The sequence below is a fragment of the Cupriavidus sp. MEYA8 genome (assembly GCF_059278825.1).
This window is the reverse complement of record NZ_CM181222.1, coordinates 1,423,995-1,444,370: the sequence shown is the minus strand read 5'-3', so window position 1 is coordinate 1,444,370 and position 20,376 is coordinate 1,423,995. Positions and strand designations below refer to the sequence as shown.

Sequence of the window (20,376 nt, the reverse complement as noted above, 5' to 3'; positions counted from 1 at the left end):
GCGTCGGTGGCGCGCCGTCGAAGCGCGCGCGCCGGCTGCCGTCATTGCGCGTGGGCCTGCACGTGGTATTGGCTGACGGGCCCGCCACGCTGCCGCGCGCGGATCCCGGCGCTGGTCGATGCGCAGGGCCGCTTCGGCTCGGCCATGGCGCCGGACGGCTGCCGCTTCTTCTTCCTGCCGCATGTGCGGCGCCAGCTGGCCGCCGAGATCCGCGCGCAGTTCGACGCCTTCGCCGCGACCGGGCTGCCGCTGGACAATGTCAACACGCACAAGCATTTCCACCTGCACCCGACCGTGCTGGCCCTGATCCTGCAACCGCCGCCACAACGAACTGGTGAGCGCCGTGTTGTGGCAGCTCGCGGGGCTGGTCACCGGCACGCTGGAAGTGTGGTTTGCGCTGATGCTGCTGGGCCACCCGGTGCAGTTCTGGCATGCGCTGGTGATCGAGGCGCTGACGCAGGCCGCGCGCAACGTCGCGTTCTTCGTGCCAGTGGGGCTCGGCGTGCAGGAAGCGGTGGTGATGCTGCTGGGGCAGGCGCTGGGGATGGATGCGCAGGTCGGCTGGCGCTGGCGCTGGTCAAGCGCGCGCGCGAGGTGCTGGTCGGCGTGCCGGCGCTGCTGTCGTGGCAGTGGGTGGAGCTGCGGCGCTGGCGCCGCAGCCGCGCGCGCGAGGCGGGAAAAGCCTAGTCGGCGTTCTGCCGGGCGTTGTGCGTGGTCAGGTAGCTCACCAGTCCGTCCACGCCGCCGCGCGCGACGATATCGGCGAACTGCTTGCGATACACCTCGATCAGCCACGCGCCCATCATGTTGATGTCATAGATGCGCCAGCCGGCGGCGGTGCGCTGCAGCCGGTAGTCGATCTGCATCTCGTCGGCATTGTTGATCACGCGCGTCTGCACCACCACGTCGGAGGCGTCGCTGCCGGCTTTGGACGGCTGGTAGCGGAACTTGACGTTCTGCTCGCGCAGCTGCGCCAGCGATACGGCGTAGCTGCGCACCAGCAGCGTCTCGAACTGCTCGTAGAGCTGCTTCTGCTGCTCGGGCGTCGCGCTGCGCCAGGCGCTGCCGACCGCCAGCCGCGTGGTGCGCCGGAAATCGGCATAAGGCAGGAATTGCTTGCGCACGACCGCGGTGATCTTGGCGAGGTCGCCGGCGCGCGTGTCGGGGTTGGACTGGATCGTGCCGACCACGCCTTCGACCGCCGTCTGCACCAGCTTCTCGGGGCTGGCGCCGGGCTGGACCGCCTGGGCGTGCGCCGTTGCAACCATGACCACCGCCGCAAGCGGCACCAGGGGGAGCAAACCGTAACTCTTCATGATCTCGTGCAGGAAGGACAGGGTGGCCGCGCGTGTGGCGCATGGCTGTCAGGCGCGGTTGGCAAGTGTGCGGCCAGTATAAGCGGAACACTCCTGCGCTGCTCCGCCCCGTATGCCGCATATGCCACGCCGCCAGCCGATATACTCGCGGTTCGTGCTCCTTCCGGATCCGCCCATGCTGACTACGCTGCTGACACGCATCGTCCGGCTCGCCACGGCCTGGCCCTGGCGGGTCATCATGCTGGCGGCATTGCTGAGCGCTGCGAGCGGCGTCTACGTCGCGCACAACTTCGCGATCAACACCGACATCGGCCGCCTGCTCGAATCGGACGCGCCGTGGGCACAGCGCAATGCCGCCATCAATGCCGCCTTCCCGCAGCGCGGCCAGCTGCTCCTGGCGGTGGTCCAGGCGCCAGCCGCGGAGCTGGCAGATGCCGCCGCCGATGCGCTGGCCGAGGCATTGCGCCGCCAGCCGGCGCGCTTCACCGCCGTCGTCCAGCCTGGCGGGGGAGCGTTCTTCGCACGCAACGGGCTGCTGTTCGCCAGTTCCGACGAAGTCCGCCAGCTGTCGCAGCAACTCGTGCAGGCGCGCCCGCTGGTCAGCGCGCTGGCGCACGACCCCACGCTGCGTGGCCTCTCCGATACCCTCACCACCACGCTGACGCTGCCGTTGCAGTTGGGCCAGGTCAAGCTTGGCGACATGGCCAAGCTGCTCGGCAGCAGCGCACAGGCACTGGACCAGGTGCTGGCCGGCAGGCCCGCGGCGCTGTCGTGGGCCGGACTGGTCGAAGACAGCCTCAAGCCCGGCCCCGGCGGCCATGCCTACAGCTACGTCGCCGTGAGCCCGGTGCTCGACTACAGCGACCTGCAGGCCGGCGCCGCGGCCTCGCGCGCGATCCGGCAGGCGGCCGCCGACCTGCAGCTGGCGCAGCGCTACCAGGCGACGGTGCGGCTGACCGGCCCGCAGGCGCTCGCCGACGATGAATTTGCCTCGGTCAGCGACGGCGCCGCGCTCAACGGCGTGCTGACCGTACTGGTGGTGGTGCTGATCCTGTGGCTGGCGCTGCGTTCGGCGCGGCTGATCGTGGCCGTGCTGGCAAGCCTGTTCGCCGGGCTGGTGATCACTGCGGCGCTGGGACTGGCCATGGTGGGCGCGCTGAACATGATCTCGGTGGCGTTCGCGGTGCTGTTCGTCGGCCTCGGCGTGGACTTCGGCATCCAGTTCGGGGTGCGCTACCGCGCCGAGCGCCATGACCGCGACCACGCGGTCGAGGCGCTGGGAATGGCCGCGCACGCGGTCGGCGCGCCGCTTGCGCTGGCCGCGGCCGCGACCGCGGCGGCGTTCTTCTGCTTCCTGCCGACCGATTACCGCGGCGTGGCCGAGCTGGGCCTGATCGCCGGCGTCGGCATGATGATCGCGTTCGCCACCACCTTCACGCTGCTGCCGGCGCTGGTCTGCGTGCTGCGGCCCGGCGGCGAAGCCGAGGCGCCCGGCTTTGCCTGGCTGGCGCCGGCGGACCTGTTCTTCGAGCGCTACCGCAAGCCGGTGCTGCTGGTGACGCTGCTGGCCATCCTCGCCGGCGCGCCGCTGCTGCCGGGCCTGCGTTTCGATTTCGATCCGCTGCACCTGAAGGACCCGCAGTCCGAATCGATGGCGACGCTGCTGGCGCTGAAGGACGCGCCGCAGGCCGGCACCGAAAACGTGAGCGTGCTGGCGCCGTCGCTGCAGGCGGCGCGCGACAGCGCCGCCCGGCTCGCGGCCCTGCCCGAGGTGGCGCGCGCTGTCACGCTGCAGAGCTTTATCCCGGAAGACCAGCCGCCCAAGCTGCAGGCGATCGCGCAGGCGTCGGCCGCGCTGATGCCGGCGCTCACGCAGCCCACCGCCACGCCCGCGAACGACACCGCCCGCGTCAATGCGCTGCGCAACGCGGCGCGCCAGCTCGCCATCGCCGCCGACGAGCATCCCGGCCCCGGCGCGGCCGAAGCGGCGCACCTGTCGGCCACGCTGAAGAAACTCGCCGGCGCCAACGCGGCCACGCGCGACCGCGCCGAGCGCGCGATCGCGCTGCCGCTGCAGCTGGCGCTGGCCCGGCTCAGGCTCGCGCTCAGCCCGCGCCCGGTCAGCCGCGAGACACTGCCGCCTGAACTGGTGCGCGACTGGGTCACGCCCGATGGCCGCGCGCTGGTCAGCATCAGCCCGAAGTTGCCGCCGGCCGGCAGCGCGCAGCGAGAGGCCGCGCTGGACCGCTTTATCGCCGCGGTGCAGCGCGCCGAGCCTGCCGCCACCGGCGGGCCCATCGCCGTGCGCGGCTCGGCCAACACCATCATGACGGCATTCGGGCAGGCCGGCGCCTGGGCGGTGCTGTCGATCACGCTGCTGCTGTGGATCACGCTGCGCCGCTTCGGCGACGTGCTGCGCACGCTGGTGCCGCTGCTGGTGTCGGCCATCGTCACGCTGGAGCTGTGCGTGCTGTTCGGCATTGCGCTGAACTTTGCCAACGTGATCGCGCTGCCGCTGCTGCTGGGCATCGGCGTGGCCTTCAAGATCTATTACGTGATCGCCTGGCGGCACGGCAAGACCAAGCTGCTGCAATCGAGCCTGACGCATGCGGTGCTGTACAGCGCCGCCACCACCGCCACCGCCTTCGGCAGCCTGTGGCTGTCGCACCATCCCGGCACCGCCAGCATGGGCAAGCTGCTGGCGCTGGCACTGGTATGCACGCTGGTGGGCGCGGTGTTCTTCCAGCCGATCCTGATGGGCCGCCCGCGCGAAGAGGCGCAGCCCGGCCACGACAAAACCGCCGCGCCTTCGCCCTGAGCCGTCCCGACTTCCCGCACCTTTTTCGTACGATGCCTTTCCGCACCCGCCCGCGCGCGCCTGCCATTTCCCTTGCCGCCATCGCCGCCGCGGCCCTGCTCGCCGGCTGCGCCACCGGCCCGCAGGCCAACCCCGACGATCCGCTCGAACCGATGAACCGCGCCGTGTTCAAGGTCAACGACAAGCTCGACCAGTACGTGGCCAAGCCGGTCGCGCAGGGCTACAAGGCGGTCACGCCGGAGCCCGTTCGCACCGCCGTCACCAACTTCTTCTCGAATCTCGCCGACGTCGGCAACTTTGCCAACAACCTGCTGCAGGGCAAGGGCGTGGCGGCGGCCGAAAGCTTTATGCGGGTCGCGGTCAATTCCGTGCTCGGGCTGGGCGGGCTGATCGATATCGCCACGCCGGCCGGGCTGGAAAAGCGTTCGCAGGATTTCGGCCTGACGCTGGGCACGTGGGGCGTGCCGTCGGGGCCCTACCTGGTGCTGCCGTTGTTCGGTCCGAGTTCGTTCCGCGACGGCGTGGGCCTGTATGTGAATTTCCAGTTCGATCCCATCACCTATGCCGAACCGGCGGTACGGAATTCGCTGTTTGCCGCCAACGTGGTCGACGTGCGCACCAACCTGCTGGGCGCGACCGACCTGCTGTCGCTGGCGGCGCTGGACAAGTATGCGTTCGTGCGTGACGCGTACCTGCAGCGCAGGCGCTACCTGCTGGGGGAAAACACGGCGCTGCCCGACTATGGCGACGAGGACGACCTGGACAACGCGGACAACGCGAGCGGCAAGGGCGACAACCAGGACAACAAGGACAGCAAGGACAGCAAGGACAGCAAGGACAGCAAGCCTGCCGCGCCGGCCGCTGCGCCGACGCCGACGCAGCCGGTGGCGCCGCGCTGAGGCGGCGCCTGCGCCCGGATCAGCTGCCGATACCGAGCAGCACCACCTCGAACGTCAGCGTCGCGTTCGGCGGAATCGTGCCCGGCACGCCGCGCGCGCCATAGGCGGTCGAGGCCGGGCAGGTCAATTTGGCCTTGCCGCCCACCTGCATCGCCTGCACGCCTTCGGTCCAGCACGGGATCACGCGGTTGAGCGGGAACGAAATCGGCTGGCCGCGCTTGTACGAGCTGTCGAACTCGGTGCCGTCGGCGAGCGTGCCGCGGTAGTGGACCTGTACCGTGTCGGTGTCCTTGGGCGAGGCGCCGGTGCCCTTGACCAGGTGCTGGATGGTCATGCCCGAAGGCAGCGCCTGCGGCGCCGCGGGGGCGGCCGGGGTGGATGCAGCCGGCCCCGCCGCCATGGCAGAGGCAGCGGCGCAGGCCAGAGTCAGGGATCCGACAAAAAGCGCGAGAGTTTTCATGGGAAAGGCCATCGTGTTGTCGTGATTGGGATGCGGCAGTGTAACTTAGGCGGGCATCCCCTCGGCGTGCCAGCGCCCGATGGAGCACAGGCGGGTTGCGCCATGCGGCGTATGCGGCGTATGCGCCGGATTGCGACACAGGGCCCGTTGCATGCCCCGTTTTGCGGTCTACGATGATTCTGACAGTCCCGGCGCGGCCGGGCCGCACGGAGGATGCCATGGCATTGACGGACTCAAGGGATCTCGCGGTCACCACCCAAAACGCCCGCTCGGTCGAGCTGTACGAGACGGCATTGCGACTGCTGAACGGCTACTACGGCGACCCGCTCGGCGTCATCGACGCCGCGCTCGACGCCGATCCCGGCTTCGCCATGGGCCATGCCTTGCGCGCCGGCCTGATGCTGACCGCCGGCGACGGCACCGCCGAGCCCATGCTGCGCGACAGCGTGGAAGCCGGCGAGGCGCTGGGCGGGCTGAACGAGCGCGAGCAGCGCCACCTGGCCGCGGCGCGCGCGTGGCTGGACGGCGAGTTTGAGCGCTCGCTGCGGCTGTACGGCGATATCGTGGTCGACTATCCGCGCGACCTGCTGGCGATCCAGGTGGCGCACCTGGGCGACTTCCTGCTGGGGCAGTCGTCGATGCTGCGCGACCGCATCTCGCAGGTGCTCCCGCACTGGGACGAAGGCATGCCGGGCTACGGCTACCTGCTCGGCATGCATGCGTTCGGGCTGGAAGAAACCCAGCTCTACGGCCGCGCCGAGGAAAGCGGCCGGCGCGCGCTGGAACTGAACCCGCGCGACCCGTGGGCGGTGCACGCGGTGGCGCACGTGATGGAGATGCAGGGGCGGCTCGACGACGGCATCGCCTGGCTGAATGCACGCCGCGACGACTGGTCCGAGGACAACATGCTGGCCGTGCACAACTGGTGGCACCTGGCATTGTTCCAGCTCGAAGCGGGCAACACCGACGACGTGCTGGCACTGTACGACCACGAGATCAGCCGCCCGGCGCCGGCGATCGCGCTGGACCTGGTGGATGCCTCCGCGCTGCTGTGGCGGCTGCGCCTGCGTGGCGTCGACGTAGGCACGCGCTGGCAGCCCGTGGCGGACGACTGGCTGGGCCGCGGCGCGGCCGGATACTACGCCTTCAACGACGTCCACGCCGTGATGGCGAGCCTGGGCGCGCACCGGCCGGCGGCCGTCGACCAGTTGCGGGCCGCGCTCGAGCGCGCCGCGCTGGGCAACGGCACCAACGCCATGATGGCGCGTGACGTGGGACTCCCCGTTGCCGATGCGCTGATCGCGTTCGAGCAGGGCGACTACACCGGGGCGATCGACCTGCTGCTGCCGGTGCGGCTGATCGCCCATCGCTTCGGCGGCAGCCATGCGCAGCGCGACGTGATCGGCCTGACGCTGCTCGAGTCGGCACTGCGTGCCGGCCGCCGCAACCTGGCGATTGCGCTGACTGCCGAGCGTGCCGCGCTCAGGCCCGTGAGCCCGAGCCTGCACCGGCTGGTGCAGCGCGCGGACAGCTGCCGGCCATGATGTGGCCCCATAAAGCGGACCCGCGAGGCGGCCCAGCGCCGCCTATACTGCACCTGACCGCACCTGGCCGCACCCGAGCGCCCCCGACCCTGCACCTGACCGGAGACCGCCCCATGCCGAACCGCTTCCGCTCGCTGATGCTCGCCGCCAGCGCCACGCTGGCGCTGGCCGCTGTACCCGCCCTGGCCCACCACGGCTGGTCGACCTACGACGAGACCAAGCCCCTGACGCTGACCGGCAAGATCGTCGAGAGCCACTACGAGAACCCGCACGCGCATATCCGCATCGATGCGGGCGGCAAGCGCTGGCTGGCGATCCTTGCGCCGGTGTCGCGCATGGAAGCGCGCGGCGCCACCGCCGACAAGGTCGCCGTGGGCCGCGAGGTCACGCTGGTCGGCTACGCCAGCAAGGACAAGGCCGACGAGCTGCGCGCCGAGCGCATCACCGTGGACGGCAAGACCGTCGAGCTGCGCTGAGCCGCCACGTGCGCCATGGCGGCACTGCTGGCGCAATGGAGCGAATGGGCCGCCGGGCTGGCACGGCTGCCGTTCGCTGCCGCGTTGCGCTCCTCCCCGTGGGCCTACCCGGCGGTGGAAATCGTCCATCTCGCCGGCATGGCGCTGCTGTTCGGCTCCATCGTCGTGGTTGACATGCGCCTGGCCGGGCTCGGGCGCCGGCTGCCGGTCAGCCTGCTGCTGCGCCATGCACTGCCGTTCACGGTAGCGGCCTTTATCGCCGTCGCCGCCAGCGGCGTGCTGCTGTTCATGGCGCACGCGGACGAACTGGCCACCAATCCCGCCTTCCTCGCCAAGCTGTTCCTGGTCGCGCTGGCGCTGCTCAACGTCGCGTGGTTCCACACCGTGCCCTACCGGCGGCTGCATGACAGCCGGCTCGGCTGGGACGTTGAGCGCGCGCCGCCGGCCGGCGCGCGCATCAGTGCCATCGTGTCGGTGGTGATGTGGGTGCTGGTGATCTGTGCCGGACGCCTGATCGCCTACGTCTGAGGGGACGCACCGCGCGCCGGCTGAATCAGCTCATTGCGGGCGACAGCGTGCCCAGAGCCGCGACCAGCGCCAGCACCGCCGTGCCCGCAGCCGCTTCCAGCGCCACGCTGCGCCGCAGCGCGCGCGCCGCCATGGCGGCCTGGCCCGTGCGCAAGGCCTGCGCCAGCCGCGGTGCGTGGCGGAAGCGGTTGGCCGCGGCCAGCGCCAGCATCGCCATGAACAACGCGAGCTTGGCGGCCAGCAAGCCACCGTATGCGGTGGCCGAGAAGTCCGGCAGCGCGGCACCGACGATGAAGCCGTAGTTCAGTACGCCGGTCAGCACCAGCGTGACGACAATGCCGGTGCCGAGTCGGGCGAAGCCGTTGGCCGTGCGGCTGAGCAGCGACAGCGCGGCGGGATCGGATCCGGGCCGTGCCCGCGACAGCAGCACGAAGGCGGCCAGCGCACCGGCCCACGCACCCGCGGCAAGCAAGTGCGCCGCATCGGCGGCCAGGTGCACGTAATGGCCAATCCCCTCGCTCATCGCGCCGTGGCCGGCCCAGGGCTGCGCTGCCAGCGCCACCGCCGACAGCGTCGCCAGCGATACGGCCTGCGCCACGGGCCGCGCGCGCAGCACCAGCACGGCGGGCAGGCACAGCACCAGCGCTGCCACGCGCACCGACCAGGCGAGGCCGTACGCCGTGCCGGTCAGGATCATGGCGAAGACCTCGCGGTCCAATGCGGCATACGACGCCGCGCCGCTCATCGTCCTGGCCATCACCACCAGCCCGGCCAGCGACAGCACGATGCCGGCCAGTGCGCAACCGAGCGCAATGACACGGCACTGCGTGGCGAAGCGCGCACCGTGTTCATCGCGCCGCAGCGCAGCCAGGCAGAACAGCGGCAGGCCGAACGCCAGGCCCAGGACGACATAGAGCGCCAGGCGCAGCACCACGGCGAGCCAGTCCATCGCTCGCGATCACTTGACGGTGAAGGAGAAATTGCCGGTGACGGGATGCGTGTCGGCCGACACGGCGCGCCATTCGACGCGGTAGCTGCCCGCGGGCAGCGGCTGCGCCGGCGTGATCACCATGGCCTTGGGGTCGCTGCTGGCGGACACCCTGACGGCCATCTTCATCGGCGCATGGCTGGCCATGCCGGGCATGCCGGTCATCACCAGGTTGGCGCCGGAAAACTGCGTGACGAGGTCTTCCGAGAAGGTCAGCTCGATCTTCTGCGGCGCGGCCACCTCGGCCTTGTCGGCGGGCGAGGACGTGACCAGCCTCGGATGCGCAAGGACTGCGCTGCTGGCCAGCGCGGCGGCCGCGGCGGCAATGGTCGCGATCAGGGGGCGCTTGATTCGCATGGCTGTGCTCCGTATTGGTAGTAAGAAAGAAAAATGGCGGCCGCTCAGAACCACATGCGCACGCCGGCCACGAAGCGCGTCTCGCCGGCGCGGCCGCCGGAGGTACGGATCATGTCCGCCGTGTTGCCGAAGGCCTGGTAGCGCTCGACGCCGATATACGGCGCGAACTGCCGGCTGATCTCATAGCGCAGGCGCACGCCCACGGTGCCGCTGGACAGGCCGCTGCCGATGCCGGTCTCGGGGTCGTTCTTGCCGTACAGGTTCGCTTCGATACGCGGCTGCAGGATCAGGCGCTGCGTCAGCAGCAGCTCGTACTCGGCGGCAAGCCGCAACGCAGTGCGGCCGCTGGTGCCGAGGTAGGCGGTGGCGTCGACCTCGAACCAGTACGGCGCCAGCCCCTGGATGCCGAATGCCAGCCAGTTGCGCGCGGGCCGGCCGCTGCCGGCATCGTTGCGCAGGCCCAGCTGGGTATCCCAGTAGGTGGCCACGGCATGGCCCCACAGCAGTTCGGTGCGGGCGTCATGCATCTTTCCCTTGGCGGCCTCGCCTTCGGCCTTCAGCACGAGCTTGTCGTAGCTGTTGCCGAACCACGCCTGCGCCTCGTAGGCCGCGGCGTTTTCGCCGCTGGCGTGCGCCCACTCCAGTCGGTCGACCAGCACGGAAGCGAACAGGTGCTCGTCGGCCATCACCAGCTGGCGCTTGTCGCCCAGCGCGTACTTGCCGACGCCGAGCTGGTAGCCGCCGGAATACGCGTTCGGATCGCGCGCATCGGGCGGGGCGCTGCCGCCCTGCATCTTCATGTCGCCGTGATCCATCGCGCCGGATTGCTGCATCGGCTGCATGGGTTCCATGGGCTGCATCGGTTCCATGGGCTGCATCGGTTCCATGTCTTGCGTCGGGGAGGTGTCCTGCGCCGGCACACCATGGCCCTGGTGGCCCGCGTGCGGATCCTGCGCCGACGCGGCGCCCATCGCGGCCAATGCCAGCACGGCGGCCACGACATGGGTGGCTGGCCTGGCCAGCGAACGGGAAGCCTTCTTCATTGCCGTCATCACGCCACCACCACTTCGCGGAACATGCCCGCATCCATATGCATCATCAGGTGGCAATGCCAGGCCCAGCGTCCCAGCGCATCGGCGGTGACGAGGAAGCTGATGCGCTGTGCCGGCTGCACGGGGATGGTGTGGCGCCGCGCCTGGAAGCTGCCGTCCGGCGCTTCCAGTTCGCTCCACATGCCGTGCAGGTGCATCGGGTGAGTCATCATGGTGTCGTTGTGCAGGATAACGCGCAGCCGTTCTCCGTGCTTGAAATAGATCGGCGTCGACTTGCCGAACTCCACGCCGTCGAACGACCACGTGTAGCGTTCCATGTTGCCGGTCAGGTGCAGTTCGACTTCGCGGCCCGGGCCGCGCGGATCCATCGGTCCGCCGATGGTGTGCTGGTCGGCCAGCGTCAGCACGCGCCGGCCGTTGTTGCGCAGGCCGATGCCGGGATCGTCGAGATTGGTGCGTGCCGTGTCGACGCGCATGTCGGTGCCGGCGCCATACTCGGTGCGGGCGTGGCGCGCGGCCTTGCTCGGCACCTTGAGCGACGCCTCGGCCGGCATCGCCGCCATGCCGTGCTGGCTGTGGTCCATGCCGTGCTGGCTGTGGTCCATGCCCGGCATCGCGCCATGGTTCATCGCGGCCATGCCATGCATGCTGCCGTGGTCCATGCCATGCGCGCCACCATGACCCATGCCACCCATGTCGCCCATCATGTCCGCCATGGTCAGCCACTCCGGCTTGTCCAGCGCGGGCACGGGCGCCGACAGTCCTTCGCGCACGGCCAGCGTGCCGCGCGCATACCCGGTGCGGTCGATCGACTGCGCGAAGATGGTGTAGGCGTCGTCCTGCGGCGCGACCACGACGTCGCAGGTCTCGCCCGGGCCGAAGCGGAATTCGTCGACGGTGACCGGCTCCAGGTCCTGCCCGTCGGCCTGCACCACGCGCAGCTTCAGGCCGGGAATGCGCACGTCATAGAAGGTATTGCCCGAGCCGTTGATAAAGCGCAGCCGCACGGTTTCGCCGCGGCGGAACAGCCCGGTCCAGTTGCCGGCAGGCGTGACGCCATTGGTCAGGTAGGTCAGCGTGGCGCCGGACAGGTCCGCGAGATCGGTCGGGCTCATCCGCATCTGGTTCCACATGCGGCGCTTGTCCAGCGCCTGCTTCATCCCGTCGCGTGCCGCGTCGCGGAAGAAGTCGACGGCGGTCGGCTGGTTGTAGTTGTAGTAGTCGCTCTGCACCTTCAGCTTGGTCAGCACCCGCATCGGGTCTTCGTCGGTCCAGTCGGACAGCAGTACGGTGTGGTCGCGGTCGGCATGTCCGTGCTCGCGGCCCGCTGCCGGGTCGATGACGATGCCGCCGTAGACGCCTGTCATCTCCTGGAAACCGGAGTGCGAGTGGTACCAGTAGCTGCCCTGCTGAGCCACCTTGAAGCGGTAGGTGAAGGTCTCGCCCGGGGCAATGCCGGCAAAGCTGATGCCCGGCACGCCGTCCATCCCGAACGGCAGGATGATGCCGTGCCAGTGGATCGAGGTCGCCTCGCGCAGCCGGTTGGTGACGCGGATGGTGACGGTGTCGCCCTCGCGCCAGCGCAGCGTCGGGCCCGGCAGCATGCCGTTGATGGTGGTCGCCACCATCGGCTTGCCGGTGAAGTTGACCAGCGACTCGCCGATCACGAGGTCGAATTCGGTGCCGCGCAGCACCGGCGCGGTTCCCGCCGCGGCGGCAGCGGTGGCGCGGTGGGGCGTGCCGGCCAGCGCGCTGGCGCCGCCAAGCCCCGCCAGCCCGGCGACCACGCCGCCGGCCACCAGTCCCTGGACGAAGCGGCGGCGTGGCAGGTCGGGAGGCGTGGGCAGCAAGAGGCCCGTAGGTCGGTGGCGTCGCATGGCTTCACTTTGTTGATCAAGGCAAGCCAAGCGTAGCTAGCGCCACCCTACCCTCGCCTGACCGGAACATGACAATCCGGTAATCTTCCGGTCATGTTCTCGCGCGCCGCGCGCGCGTACAGTTGCCGCAACCATTGATTGCAAGGAATCCAGGGCCAATGAAGCTTCTCGTAGTGGAAGACGAGTCCAAGACCGGGGAGTACCTGCGCCAGGGCCTGACGGAAGCGGGCTTTGTCGTCGACCTGGTGCACAACGGCCTGGACGGCCAGCACCTGGCCATGACCGAGCCCTACGACCTTGTCATCCTCGACGTGATGCTGCCGGACATGGACGGCTGGCGCATCGTACAGGCGCTGCGCGCCGCCGAAAACGCCGTGCCGGTGCTGTTCCTGACCGCTCGCGACAGCGTGGCGGACCGCGTCAAGGGACTGGAGCTGGGCGCCGACGACTACCTGGTCAAGCCCTTCGCTTTCTCCGAACTGCTGGCGCGCGTACGCACCCTGCTGCGGCGCGGCGCCGCGCATATGGCGCTCGACCGGATCCAGGTGGCCGACCTTGTGCTCGACCTGGGCCGCCGGCGCGCCACACGGGCCGGGCGCCGCATCACGCTGACCAGCAAGGAGTTCGCGCTGCTCGAACTGCTGGCGCGCCGCCGCGGCGAAGTGCTGCCGCGCTCGCTGATCGCCTCGCAGGTGTGGGACATGAACTTCGACAGCGACAGCAACGTGATCGACGTGGCCATCCGCCGCCTGCGCGCCAAGATCGACGACGGCTTCGAGCCCCGGCTGATCCAGACCGTGCGCGGCATGGGCTATGTGCTGGAGGCGCCGGACCCGGAGGATGCGGCATGAAGGCCCGGCTGTCGCTGACGGCGCGGCTCACGATCCTGTTTTCGCTGTCGTCGGCGGTGGTGCTGCTGGGGCTGGGCGTGCTGATCTGGCTGGCGATGGACAGCCATTTCGCCGACGAAGACTATGCCGTGCTGGACGACAACGTGCGCCTGGTCCGCAAGATCGCGGCCGAAGGCCCGATGGCGTCGCTGCCGCAGCGGCTGGGGCAGGCGCTGGAGCACCATCCCGGCTTCGTCGCCGAGGTGCGCAACGCGGATGGCCAACGCGTGTACGCCACGCATGGCTTCGATTTCGGCCCCGCGCAGGCCGTTGCCACGGCAGCGCAGCGCGATACCTTCGCCTGGGAGCAGAGCGGACAGGCCTACCGCGGCTTGCGCGCCGTGGCGCAGGTGCCGGGTGCCGGCGCGCTGCGCATCGTGGTCGGCATGGACACCGCGCTGCATGCGCACTTCATGCAGGCGTTCCGCAAGTCGCTGGCCTTCTACACCGCGCTGGCCGCGCTGGCCAGCGGGCTGCTGGGCTGGTGGGCGGCCCGCCGCGGGCTGGCGCCGCTGCGCACCATGGCATCGCGCGCACGCACGGTCACCGCGCACAAGCTCGACGAGCGCATGCCGGTGGAAGCGGTGCCGGTGGAAATGGCCGACCTGGCCGCCACGCTCAACGCCATGCTCGCGCGGCTGCAGGACGACTTCAGGCGCCTGTCGGAATTCTCCTCCGACCTGGCGCATGAGTTGCGCACGCCGATCACCAACCTGATGACGCAGACCGACGTGGTGCTGTCGCAGCCGCGCGATGCGGCCAAGTACCGCGAGGTGCTGGCGTCAAACGCCGAGGAGCTGCAGCGGCTCGCGCGCATGGTGTCCGACATGCTGTTCCTGGCCAAGATGGAACACGGCATCACGCTGCCCAGCGCCGAGCCCATCACGCTCGAGCAGGAAGTCGCGGCCCTGTTCGACTTCTACGATGCGCTGGCAGAAGACAAGGGCGTGCAGCTGCGGCAGCACGGCAGCGGCCGCATCACCGGCGACCGGCTGATGGTGCGGCGCGCGCTCAGCAACCTGCTGTCGAACGCGCTGCGGCACGCCGCCGCGGGCAAGCCGATCGTGGTGACGATCGTGCCGCGCGCCAGCGCGCAGGACGGCGCGGACGCAGTGGATATCGTGGTCGAAAACGAAGGCGAAACCATTCCGCCCGAATTCGTGCCGTCGCTGTTCGACCGTTTTTCGCGCGCCGACAAGTCGCGCGCGCGGCCAGAGTCGGACGGCACCGGGCTGGGCCTGGCGATCACGCAGGCGATCATGGCCGCGCATGGCGGCGCCATCGCCGCCGAGTCGATCGCGGGCAGGACGCGCTTCGTGCTGACGTTCCGCGCGCGGCGCGAACAGGACATCGTGCGGACGTGATTGCCGGCGGGCTGCATGGCATGTAAAAAAACCGCCCGAGCCAGTAAGGCCGTTGGGGGAGCTGGCAAGGGCGCAAAAACCGCCGGATGCGGCTCCAGCGGCGGTCCGATGCTACGCAATTCCGCCCTGATCGAATGGCAACAATTGTGTCGGCGGACCCGCGCTTAACCCGCCGGCAATGCGATCCGGAATGTCGCGCCGGCACCTGCCGCGCTCTGCACCGTGACCTTGCCGCCATGCCGCTCGGCCACCGCGCGCACCAGCACCAGGCCCAGCCCCGTGCCGTCCGGCGCGCCCTGCCGGCCCTCGTGCAGGCGCACGAAGGGCTCGAACAGCCGCGCCTGGTCGGCCTCGTCGATGCCGGGGCCGTGGTCCTGCACCGCGATCACGAAATGCTGGTGCGCGTGCGTCAGCGTCACCGCCACCTCGGCACCGTGTGGGCTAAATTTGATCGCGTTGCTGACCACGTTGGCGATGGCCCGCACCAGCAGCGCGGGCTCGCCACGCAGCACGGCGGGCTCGTCGGGCAGGTCGACCTGCAGCGATACGCTGCGGGCATTGGCCAGCGCCCATAGCTGATCGGTGGCATCCAGCACCAGGCCGCCAAGCTCGACCTCGGTAAAGGCGAGCGACTGCGACTCGGCGCGCGCCACGCTGATGAAATCGTCGGCCAGCGTCATGGTGCGGCGCGCGTGGGCGGCGATGCGGTGCAGCACGGCGTGCGCGGCGCGATGGTGGCCGTCGTCGGTGTCGGTGTCGGCGGCGTCATCGGTGTCTGCGATGTCGGCGGCATTGCGGCGGGCGCGGCGCTCGTGCAGCTCGATCAGCGCCAGGATCGATGCCTGCGGCGAGCGCATGTCATGCGACAGGAAGCGCAGCATCTGCTCGCGCTGGCGCTCGGCCACGCGGATCGCCGTGATGTCGGTGACGCTGACGATCAGCCCCGCCACCGCGCCGGATTCTCCGTGCAGCGGCGCGCCGTGCACCAGGTAGCGGCGGTCGCCACGCCCGGCCACCTCGATGCCGCCCTCGGGCACGGGCTCCTGCCCCGGCCGGACCCCGGCATGGCGGTCATGCAGCGCGTGCCAGTACGCCAGCGCCGGCGCGGGCGCCGGGAACAGCGCCTCGATCACGTCGCGGATCGGCGGGCGCGGCTGGCCGGAATCGCCTGCCGCGGCCATGTTCCCGAGCACCGCCGGCGCCAGCGCCACGCAGCGGCGGTTGGCCAGCATCACGCCGCCCGCCAGGTCGCAGATGGCGGTGGCATCGGGCAGGCTTTCCACCCCGTCGGAGAGGAATCGGCGCATGCCGCGCAGCCTGGCGCTCATACCATAGACGGCGCGCATGCGGCTGTCCAGCGTGGCGCCGGTGTAGTGCGGTGCCGGCATCAGTCCCGGCTCGCGCTCCAGCCGCGCCAGTTCGTCGGCCAGGAAGCGCAGCGCCGCTTCCTGGCGGCGCCACGCCCACAGCGGGTAGAACAGCAGGCAGCCCAGCGCCGCCGCGGCCGGGGCGAACCAGAACCGTGCTAACGCCAGCAGCGCCAGCGAGCCGCCCAGCAGGGCCGCCAGCAGCAGCCCGGTGGCGACCAGCGCGCCACGCGGCGGCAAACGCAGCGCGGCCAGCGCCGCCAGCAGCACCGCCAGCAGCGTTCCCGCGAGCTGCCAGCCGCGCGGCACCGCCAGGATGGCGTCGCCGTCGGTCAGCGCCTGCAGCGTATTGGCCAGGATCTCGACGCCGCTCATGCCGCGGCCGTCGCGCGACACCGGGGTGGGCAGCACATCGCCCATGCCGGTGGCCATGGCGCCGACCAGCACCGCCTTGCCGGCAAAGCGCGCGGGATCGACGCGGCCTTCCAGCACGTCGCGCGCCGACACGCGCGCAAAGGTGCCGGGCGGGCCGGCGTAGGGAATGCGCAGGCGGCCGCTGCGCTGCCAGCCGTTGCTTTCGGCGACGCGAGCGGCTTCGTGGCGGTAGCTGTCGAGCGCGCGCGGTGCGCGTCCCGGTTCTGCCAGCATGCCGGCCATCACCGCCGCAAGGTGCGGCACGCCGGCGCCCTCGACCGGCTGCGGCCCTTCGCGCAGCCAGACCTGGCGCGCCACGCCGTCGGTATCGACCACCATGTTGATATGGCCCACCGCGGCGCCCAGCCCCGCCAGCGGATAGCGCACCAGCATGCCGCCGGTGCCGCCGGTGCTCGGTTCGGCCACCACCGGCAGCACCACATTGCCCGCCTGCGCCAGGCTGCGCGCCAGCAGCGCATCGTCCTGCGGATAGCGGGTGTCGCGCTCGGACAGGATCACGTCGACGCCGATCACGCGCGGGCCGCCGGCGGCAATGCGCTCGACCAGTTGCCCCAGCACCGCGCGGCGCCAGGGCCAGCGGCCGATGGCGGTGATGCTGGCGTCGTCGATGGCGACGATGACGATGTCGTCGCGGGCGGGATGGTGCTGGGCGGCGATGGCGGTGTCGTAGGCGGCCAGGTCGGCGCGTTCGGTCCAGCCCTGGCGCGCGGCCAGCAGCACCAGCGCCAGCACCGCCGCGACCAGCACGCACCATTCTGCCAGCGTGCGGCGGCCGAAGGCGCGCCCCGGCGCGATCGGCGCGTCCGGCTCCGGCGCCGCGGCGGGCTCAGTGGAGGCGGATGCGGCCACCGCCAACCGTCCCGCCACCCGCGCCGCCACCTGTCCCGCCACCCGCGCCGATGGCACCGCCATTGCCGTCCATCAGGTAGGTGAAGACCTCGATGCGCTGCGGCGTGGAGAAGGCCGCCGGGTCGGGCGCTGTCCCCGGCGCCGCGCGGGCGACCCGCACGTAGTAGACGCCGGGCGCCGGACGCGGCAGCTCGATGGCGTTGGTTTCGCTGTGCTGGTCCACCAGCAGCGTGGCAAAGCCGGCATCGGCCGACAACTGGACCCGGTAGCCGGTGCCCGCGCCACGGTCGGCGGGCCAGCCGATCTGCAGTGTCTTGCCGTCGTCCTGCATCGACGGCACCGGGCCCGGCGGCTCGACGCGATAGGCGACCGGCGCCGACCAGGGACCGGGCCGGCCCGCGGCGTCGACGCTGCGCACGCGCCACCAGTACTGGCCCGGCGCCTGCGGCTGCGCGCTGGCCGGCTCGGCGGCGGGATGCAGTGCCACCTCGCTGGCGAAGCCGGCATCCGTGGCCACGGCCAGTTCATAGCTGCCGGCGCCGGGCACCGCCGCCCAGGCGAACGCCACCGTCTCGCCATAGCGCACCGCATCGGCGGCTGGCTGCAGCGTGAACGGCGCTGGCGGGTTCAGCCGCACGGCCACCGGCGCCTGCGCGGCAAGGCCGGTCAGCCGGTTGGCGTCGATGGCGCTGACGGCAAGATAGAGCGTGCCTTCCGGCAGGCCCTCCGGACGCGCGCGGGTGTCGGTGGTGGTGCCGCTCCAGGCCAGTTCGGTCAGCGCCGCGTCGCGCGCCACCGTGACACGGTACGCGCTGGCGCCGGGCACCGGCTGCCAGGCGGCGTCGAAGGCCGGGCCCAGCACGGTATCGGCGGGGGGCAGCAACACCGGCGCCGGCAACAGCGCCACCGGCTGCGACAGCCGGCCACGATCGGACACGCCGACGCCGTAGCCGGCGCTCACTTGCGCCGCCGCCGTCATGGCGCGACCGGCGGGTACGGGCCTGGCCTGGCGCGCCGCGCTGATGCCCACGCGGCCTTCCAGCACCTCGCTGCGGCTGCCGGCGGCGTCGGCCGCAACCCGGTAGCTGGTGCCGCGCACGCCCGTGACCATCATCGGCGTATGCAGCTCGAAGCGGCCCACGCCGCTGCCCTCGGGCGCCACGCGGGTATCGGCGCCGCCCTGGTCGATGCGGATCACGGTATCGGTCAGGCCGCTGCGCGCGAACGTACGCAGCCGGCGCACGGCCACCGTGGTATTTGGCGGCAACGTGATGCGGCTGCGATCGGGCAGTTCCAGCGTGACCGAGCCGGCCGCCGGGGTCTCGATCCGTGCCGATTCGTCCAGCGACATGCCCACCTGCACCGCACGGCCGTTGGCGCGCACTTCGCCGTTGACATAGACCACGCGCGCCGACGCGGCCTGCTCGGGGATCTGGCTCAGCGGGATGCGCAGCCGCGAACCGGGCACCAGCCGGTAGGGATCCGCCACGCCGTTGAGCCGCTGCAGCGTGCGCCAGCCATCGGACGAGGCCATGTAGCGCTCGGCCAGCCCGATCAGGGTATCGCCCGGCTCCACCAGGTACAGGAAATCGGCGCCCTCCGCGCCCGCCGGCCCGCCCTGGGCCGGACCCGCCACGCCGGCCAACCAGGCCAGCGCAGCCGTGCCAATCCACTTACGCATCCGCCGCGGCCTCGTCAGCTTCCGCTTCGCCAGCGGAAATTTCCTCAAAGCGATAGCCGTGCGAATACACCGACGTCAGCCGCACGCCGTTTTCGGGGCGCAACGCCAGCTTCAGCCGCAGCCGCGAGATATGGGTATCGAGCGTGCGCGAGCCGGCGCCCATGGCGCGGCCCCAGACCGCCTGCTCCACCACCTCGCGCGCCAGCAGGCGCCCGGTATTGCGGAACAGGAACAGGGCCAGCTCATACTCGCGCGGCGACAGCTGCACGGGCTGGCTGCCGATGGTAATGGCGCGGGTATGGGGATCGACGGTGTAGTTACCGCGCCGGATCAGCTCGACTTCCTGCGCGGCCTCGGGATAGGCGCGGCGCAGCAGCGAGCGCACGCGCGCGACCAGCTCGCCGGCGCGGATGGGCTTGAGCATGTAGTCGTCGGCGCCGACGCTCAGGCCGGCGACGATGTCGGCCTCGCCGGTACGGCTGGTGACAAACAGGATCGGCGGCATGTTGCCGGACTTCTGGCGCACCCAGCTGACCAGTTCATAGCCGCTGGTGCCGGGCAACTGCCAGTCGACCATCAGCAGGTCAAACGCCCGTTCGCGCAGCGCGCGCAGGAAATCGGCGCCATTGGCGAACGATTCGCACTCGAAACCGGCCTCGCCCAAAATCTGCCGGATCAGTTCGGCCTGATCCGGATCGTCCTCCACCGAGGCAATTCTCATCCACTCCCCCCTGCCTACTGCGACTGCCACTGCGACTGCGCGCCGGGCAATACTGACGGCTGCTCTGATATCCACCCTGGCGGGCGCGGCCCATGGTCAATCGCGCGGCAAGCGTGGCCGAAGCAAGCCGGAAGTCGCAATGTTACCTAACAGCGACACCCGCCGTCGAGGCTACCGACGAGGGGCATGCCGCAACATGCCGGGATCGGCCATCGATCCGAGGCGAAAAACCGGCCAATCGCAACGATCGCGGGCGAGCGGGGGCGGCGGACTGGCGGACCGGCGGTGGGAGAGCCCGCGAACACTCAGGCGCGGCATGCAGGGGTTCACCCTATATACGTTGCACGAGAATCGTTCTGCGAAATGGAGCGCTGCGGCATTTCTCCCGCCGGATTTGCCCCAAACTATTGCCGCCCACACCCGAACGGGCAAAAACATCCCCCGAATGTGGTAATGCATTTGAAACAAAGCGAAACAAATGCACCGAAACACGGACCTTCCGCACCAGGAGCCCGCATTCGGCGCGCATTCAAGGTGCACCCGTCTGAAATTCAGTCCAACCCGCGCAGGCAAGCACACTCAGGGAATTCACTGAATCGAATGCGAAGTAGAAGACGTTAATATCTCCTATCGGAACCTCTCATCATGATTAGGCGCTTCGCCTGATTGACACATCGGGAAAATTCGGCAGAATGATTCCCACTTGTGCAGCGCCCTTTGGGGTGTGTCATTTGGTGTGTTGTTCCGTGACGTT

16 protein-coding genes and 2 pseudogenes are annotated in these 20,376 nt (G+C 70.3%); 9 read left to right on the top strand and 9 right to left on the bottom strand.

The annotated features are described in order from the left end of the window. Positions 1-23 precede the first annotated feature (23 nt). Both AC5WJ1_RS23755 and AC5WJ1_RS23750 read left to right on the top strand, forming a co-directional pair. Positions 24-312 (top strand): annotated as a pseudogene (locus tag AC5WJ1_RS23755) (ChbG/HpnK family deacetylase); the annotation flags it as partial. A 1-nt stretch (position 313) separates the two neighbouring features. Further along, positions 314-687, top strand: a pseudogene (locus AC5WJ1_RS23750) (lysylphosphatidylglycerol synthase domain-containing protein); the annotation flags it as partial. Here the strand turns inward: AC5WJ1_RS23750 and AC5WJ1_RS23745 are convergent. Next, positions 684-1,316 (bottom strand): MlaC/ttg2D family ABC transporter substrate-binding protein, encoded by a 633-nt coding sequence (locus AC5WJ1_RS23745; RefSeq protein ID WP_135703154.1) that lies wholly within the window; start codon positions 1,314-1,316, stop codon positions 684-686. The pseudogene AC5WJ1_RS23750 and the gene AC5WJ1_RS23745 overlap by 4 nt on opposite strands. Before the next feature lie 175 nt (positions 1,317-1,491). Between AC5WJ1_RS23745 and hpnN the strand changes: the two genes are divergently transcribed. Next, positions 1,492-4,134, top strand: a complete 2,643-nt coding sequence (hpnN, locus tag AC5WJ1_RS23740) for a hopanoid transporter HpnN (RefSeq protein WP_135703155.1) — start codon at positions 1,492-1,494, stop codon at positions 4,132-4,134. A gap of 32 nt (positions 4,135-4,166) precedes the next feature. Continuing rightward, the gene (locus AC5WJ1_RS23735) at positions 4,167-5,033 is read left to right on the top strand and encodes an MlaA family lipoprotein (protein WP_494476593.1); all 867 of its coding nucleotides are present in this window, start codon (positions 4,167-4,169) and stop codon (positions 5,031-5,033) included. A gap of 19 nt (positions 5,034-5,052) precedes the next feature. On the opposite strand, the gene AC5WJ1_RS23730 is transcribed toward AC5WJ1_RS23735, so the two are convergent. Next, positions 5,053-5,493: an FKBP-type peptidyl-prolyl cis-trans isomerase gene (locus AC5WJ1_RS23730; protein ID WP_494476592.1), complete on the bottom strand. Its 441-nt coding sequence runs from the start codon at positions 5,491-5,493 to the stop codon at positions 5,053-5,055. A gap of 218 nt (positions 5,494-5,711) precedes the next feature. On the opposite strand from AC5WJ1_RS23730, the gene AC5WJ1_RS23725 reads away from it, so the two are divergent. The 3 genes from AC5WJ1_RS23725 to AC5WJ1_RS23715 all read left to right on the top strand — a co-directional run bounded on the left by AC5WJ1_RS23725 (position 5,712) and on the right by AC5WJ1_RS23715 (position 8,041). Then, positions 5,712-7,037: a tetratricopeptide repeat protein gene (locus AC5WJ1_RS23725; protein ID WP_133095867.1), complete on the top strand. Its 1,326-nt coding sequence runs from the start codon at positions 5,712-5,714 to the stop codon at positions 7,035-7,037. Between the two features lie 113 nt (positions 7,038-7,150). Then, entirely contained in the window at positions 7,151-7,513 is a 363-nt protein-coding gene (locus AC5WJ1_RS23720; protein ID WP_133095868.1) for a DUF6152 family protein, read from the top strand. Between the two features lie 15 nt (positions 7,514-7,528). Beyond that, the gene (locus tag AC5WJ1_RS23715) at positions 7,529-8,041 is read left to right on the top strand and encodes a DUF6644 family protein (RefSeq protein WP_434034428.1); all 513 of its coding nucleotides are present in this window, start codon (positions 7,529-7,531) and stop codon (positions 8,039-8,041) included. A gap of 25 nt (positions 8,042-8,066) precedes the next feature. Here the strand turns inward: AC5WJ1_RS23715 and copD are convergent, their stop codons facing one another. Genes copD through AC5WJ1_RS23695 form a run of 4 tightly spaced genes read right to left on the bottom strand, consistent with a single transcriptional unit; the run spans position 8,067 to position 12,315 of the window. Beyond that, positions 8,067-8,990: a copper homeostasis membrane protein CopD gene (gene copD, locus AC5WJ1_RS23710; protein ID WP_135703158.1), complete on the bottom strand. Its 924-nt coding sequence runs from the start codon at positions 8,988-8,990 to the stop codon at positions 8,067-8,069. A 9-nt stretch (positions 8,991-8,999) separates the two neighbouring features. Beyond that, positions 9,000-9,386 carry a copper homeostasis periplasmic binding protein CopC gene (gene copC / locus AC5WJ1_RS23705; RefSeq protein ID WP_494476591.1) on the bottom strand — a complete coding sequence of 129 codons (387 nt, stop codon included), beginning with the start codon at positions 9,384-9,386 and terminating at the stop codon, positions 9,000-9,002. A 44-nt stretch (positions 9,387-9,430) separates the two neighbouring features. Continuing rightward, complete coding sequence (locus AC5WJ1_RS23700; RefSeq protein WP_431189869.1) at positions 9,431-10,438, bottom strand: copper resistance protein B; 1,008 nt, start codon at positions 10,436-10,438, stop codon at positions 9,431-9,433. Next, the gene (locus AC5WJ1_RS23695) at positions 10,438-12,315 is read right to left on the bottom strand and encodes a copper resistance system multicopper oxidase (RefSeq protein WP_135703161.1); all 1,878 of its coding nucleotides are present in this window, start codon (positions 12,313-12,315) and stop codon (positions 10,438-10,440) included. The genes AC5WJ1_RS23700 and AC5WJ1_RS23695 overlap by 1 nt, the downstream gene beginning before the upstream one ends. A gap of 158 nt (positions 12,316-12,473) precedes the next feature. On the opposite strand from AC5WJ1_RS23695, the gene AC5WJ1_RS23690 reads away from it, so the two are divergent. Together AC5WJ1_RS23690 and AC5WJ1_RS23685 are read left to right on the top strand one after the other, a co-directional pair. Beyond that, entirely contained in the window at positions 12,474-13,166 is a 693-nt protein-coding gene (locus AC5WJ1_RS23690) for a heavy metal response regulator transcription factor (protein WP_135703162.1), read from the top strand. Continuing rightward, on the top strand, positions 13,163-14,569 hold the full coding sequence (locus tag AC5WJ1_RS23685) for a heavy metal sensor histidine kinase (RefSeq protein WP_494476590.1): 1,407 nt from the start codon (positions 13,163-13,165) through the stop codon (positions 14,567-14,569). The genes AC5WJ1_RS23690 and AC5WJ1_RS23685 overlap by 4 nt, the downstream gene beginning before the upstream one ends. 164 nt (positions 14,570-14,733) lie before the next feature. On the opposite strand, the gene AC5WJ1_RS23680 is transcribed toward AC5WJ1_RS23685, so the two are convergent. From AC5WJ1_RS23680 to AC5WJ1_RS23670, 3 genes are read right to left on the bottom strand one after another with little or no spacing between them, the layout of a single operon-like run. Then, positions 14,734-17,283, bottom strand: coding sequence for a CHASE2 domain-containing protein (locus AC5WJ1_RS23680; protein ID WP_135703164.1), 2,550 nt, complete (start codon positions 17,281-17,283; stop codon positions 14,734-14,736). After that, complete coding sequence (locus tag AC5WJ1_RS23675) at positions 17,198-18,901, bottom strand: FecR family protein (RefSeq protein ID WP_135703165.1); 1,704 nt, start codon at positions 18,899-18,901, stop codon at positions 17,198-17,200. Before AC5WJ1_RS23675 ends, AC5WJ1_RS23680 begins: the two co-directional genes overlap by 86 nt. Further along, the gene (locus AC5WJ1_RS23670; protein ID WP_135703166.1) at positions 18,894-19,622 is read right to left on the bottom strand and encodes a response regulator transcription factor; all 729 of its coding nucleotides are present in this window, start codon (positions 19,620-19,622) and stop codon (positions 18,894-18,896) included. The genes AC5WJ1_RS23675 and AC5WJ1_RS23670 overlap by 8 nt, the downstream gene beginning before the upstream one ends. Positions 19,623-20,376: the final 754 nt, after the last annotated feature.

Coding starts and splice junctions, on each gene's coding strand:
- AC5WJ1_RS23745 (WP_135703154.1), bottom strand. CDS start 1,316: ATGAAGAGTTACGGTTTGCTCCCCCTGGTGCCGCTTGCGGCGGTGGTC.
- hpnN (WP_135703155.1), top strand. CDS start 1,492: ATGCTGACTACGCTGCTGACACGCATCGTCCGGCTCGCCACGGCCTGG.
- AC5WJ1_RS23735 (WP_494476593.1), top strand. CDS start 4,167: ATGCCTTTCCGCACCCGCCCGCGCGCGCCTGCCATTTCCCTTGCCGCC.
- AC5WJ1_RS23730 (WP_494476592.1), bottom strand. CDS start 5,493: ATGAAAACTCTCGCGCTTTTTGTCGGATCCCTGACTCTGGCCTGCGCC.
- AC5WJ1_RS23725 (WP_133095867.1), top strand. CDS start 5,712: ATGGCATTGACGGACTCAAGGGATCTCGCGGTCACCACCCAAAACGCC.
- AC5WJ1_RS23720 (WP_133095868.1), top strand. CDS start 7,151: ATGCCGAACCGCTTCCGCTCGCTGATGCTCGCCGCCAGCGCCACGCTG.
- AC5WJ1_RS23715 (WP_434034428.1), top strand. CDS start 7,529: ATGGCGGCACTGCTGGCGCAATGGAGCGAATGGGCCGCCGGGCTGGCA.
- copD (WP_135703158.1), bottom strand. CDS start 8,990: ATGGACTGGCTCGCCGTGGTGCTGCGCCTGGCGCTCTATGTCGTCCTG.
- copC (WP_494476591.1), bottom strand. CDS start 9,386: ATGCGAATCAAGCGCCCCCTGATCGCGACCATTGCCGCCGCGGCCGCC.
- AC5WJ1_RS23700 (WP_431189869.1), bottom strand. CDS start 10,438: ATGACGGCAATGAAGAAGGCTTCCCGTTCGCTGGCCAGGCCAGCCACC.
- AC5WJ1_RS23695 (WP_135703161.1), bottom strand. CDS start 12,315: ATGCGACGCCACCGACCTACGGGCCTCTTGCTGCCCACGCCTCCCGAC.
- AC5WJ1_RS23690 (WP_135703162.1), top strand. CDS start 12,474: ATGAAGCTTCTCGTAGTGGAAGACGAGTCCAAGACCGGGGAGTACCTG.
- AC5WJ1_RS23685 (WP_494476590.1), top strand. CDS start 13,163: ATGAAGGCCCGGCTGTCGCTGACGGCGCGGCTCACGATCCTGTTTTCG.
- AC5WJ1_RS23680 (WP_135703164.1), bottom strand. CDS start 17,283: ATGGCGGTGCCATCGGCGCGGGTGGCGGGACAGGTGGCGGCGCGGGTG.
- AC5WJ1_RS23675 (WP_135703165.1), bottom strand. CDS start 18,901: ATGCGTAAGTGGATTGGCACGGCTGCGCTGGCCTGGTTGGCCGGCGTG.
- AC5WJ1_RS23670 (WP_135703166.1), bottom strand. CDS start 19,622: ATGAGAATTGCCTCGGTGGAGGACGATCCGGATCAGGCCGAACTGATC.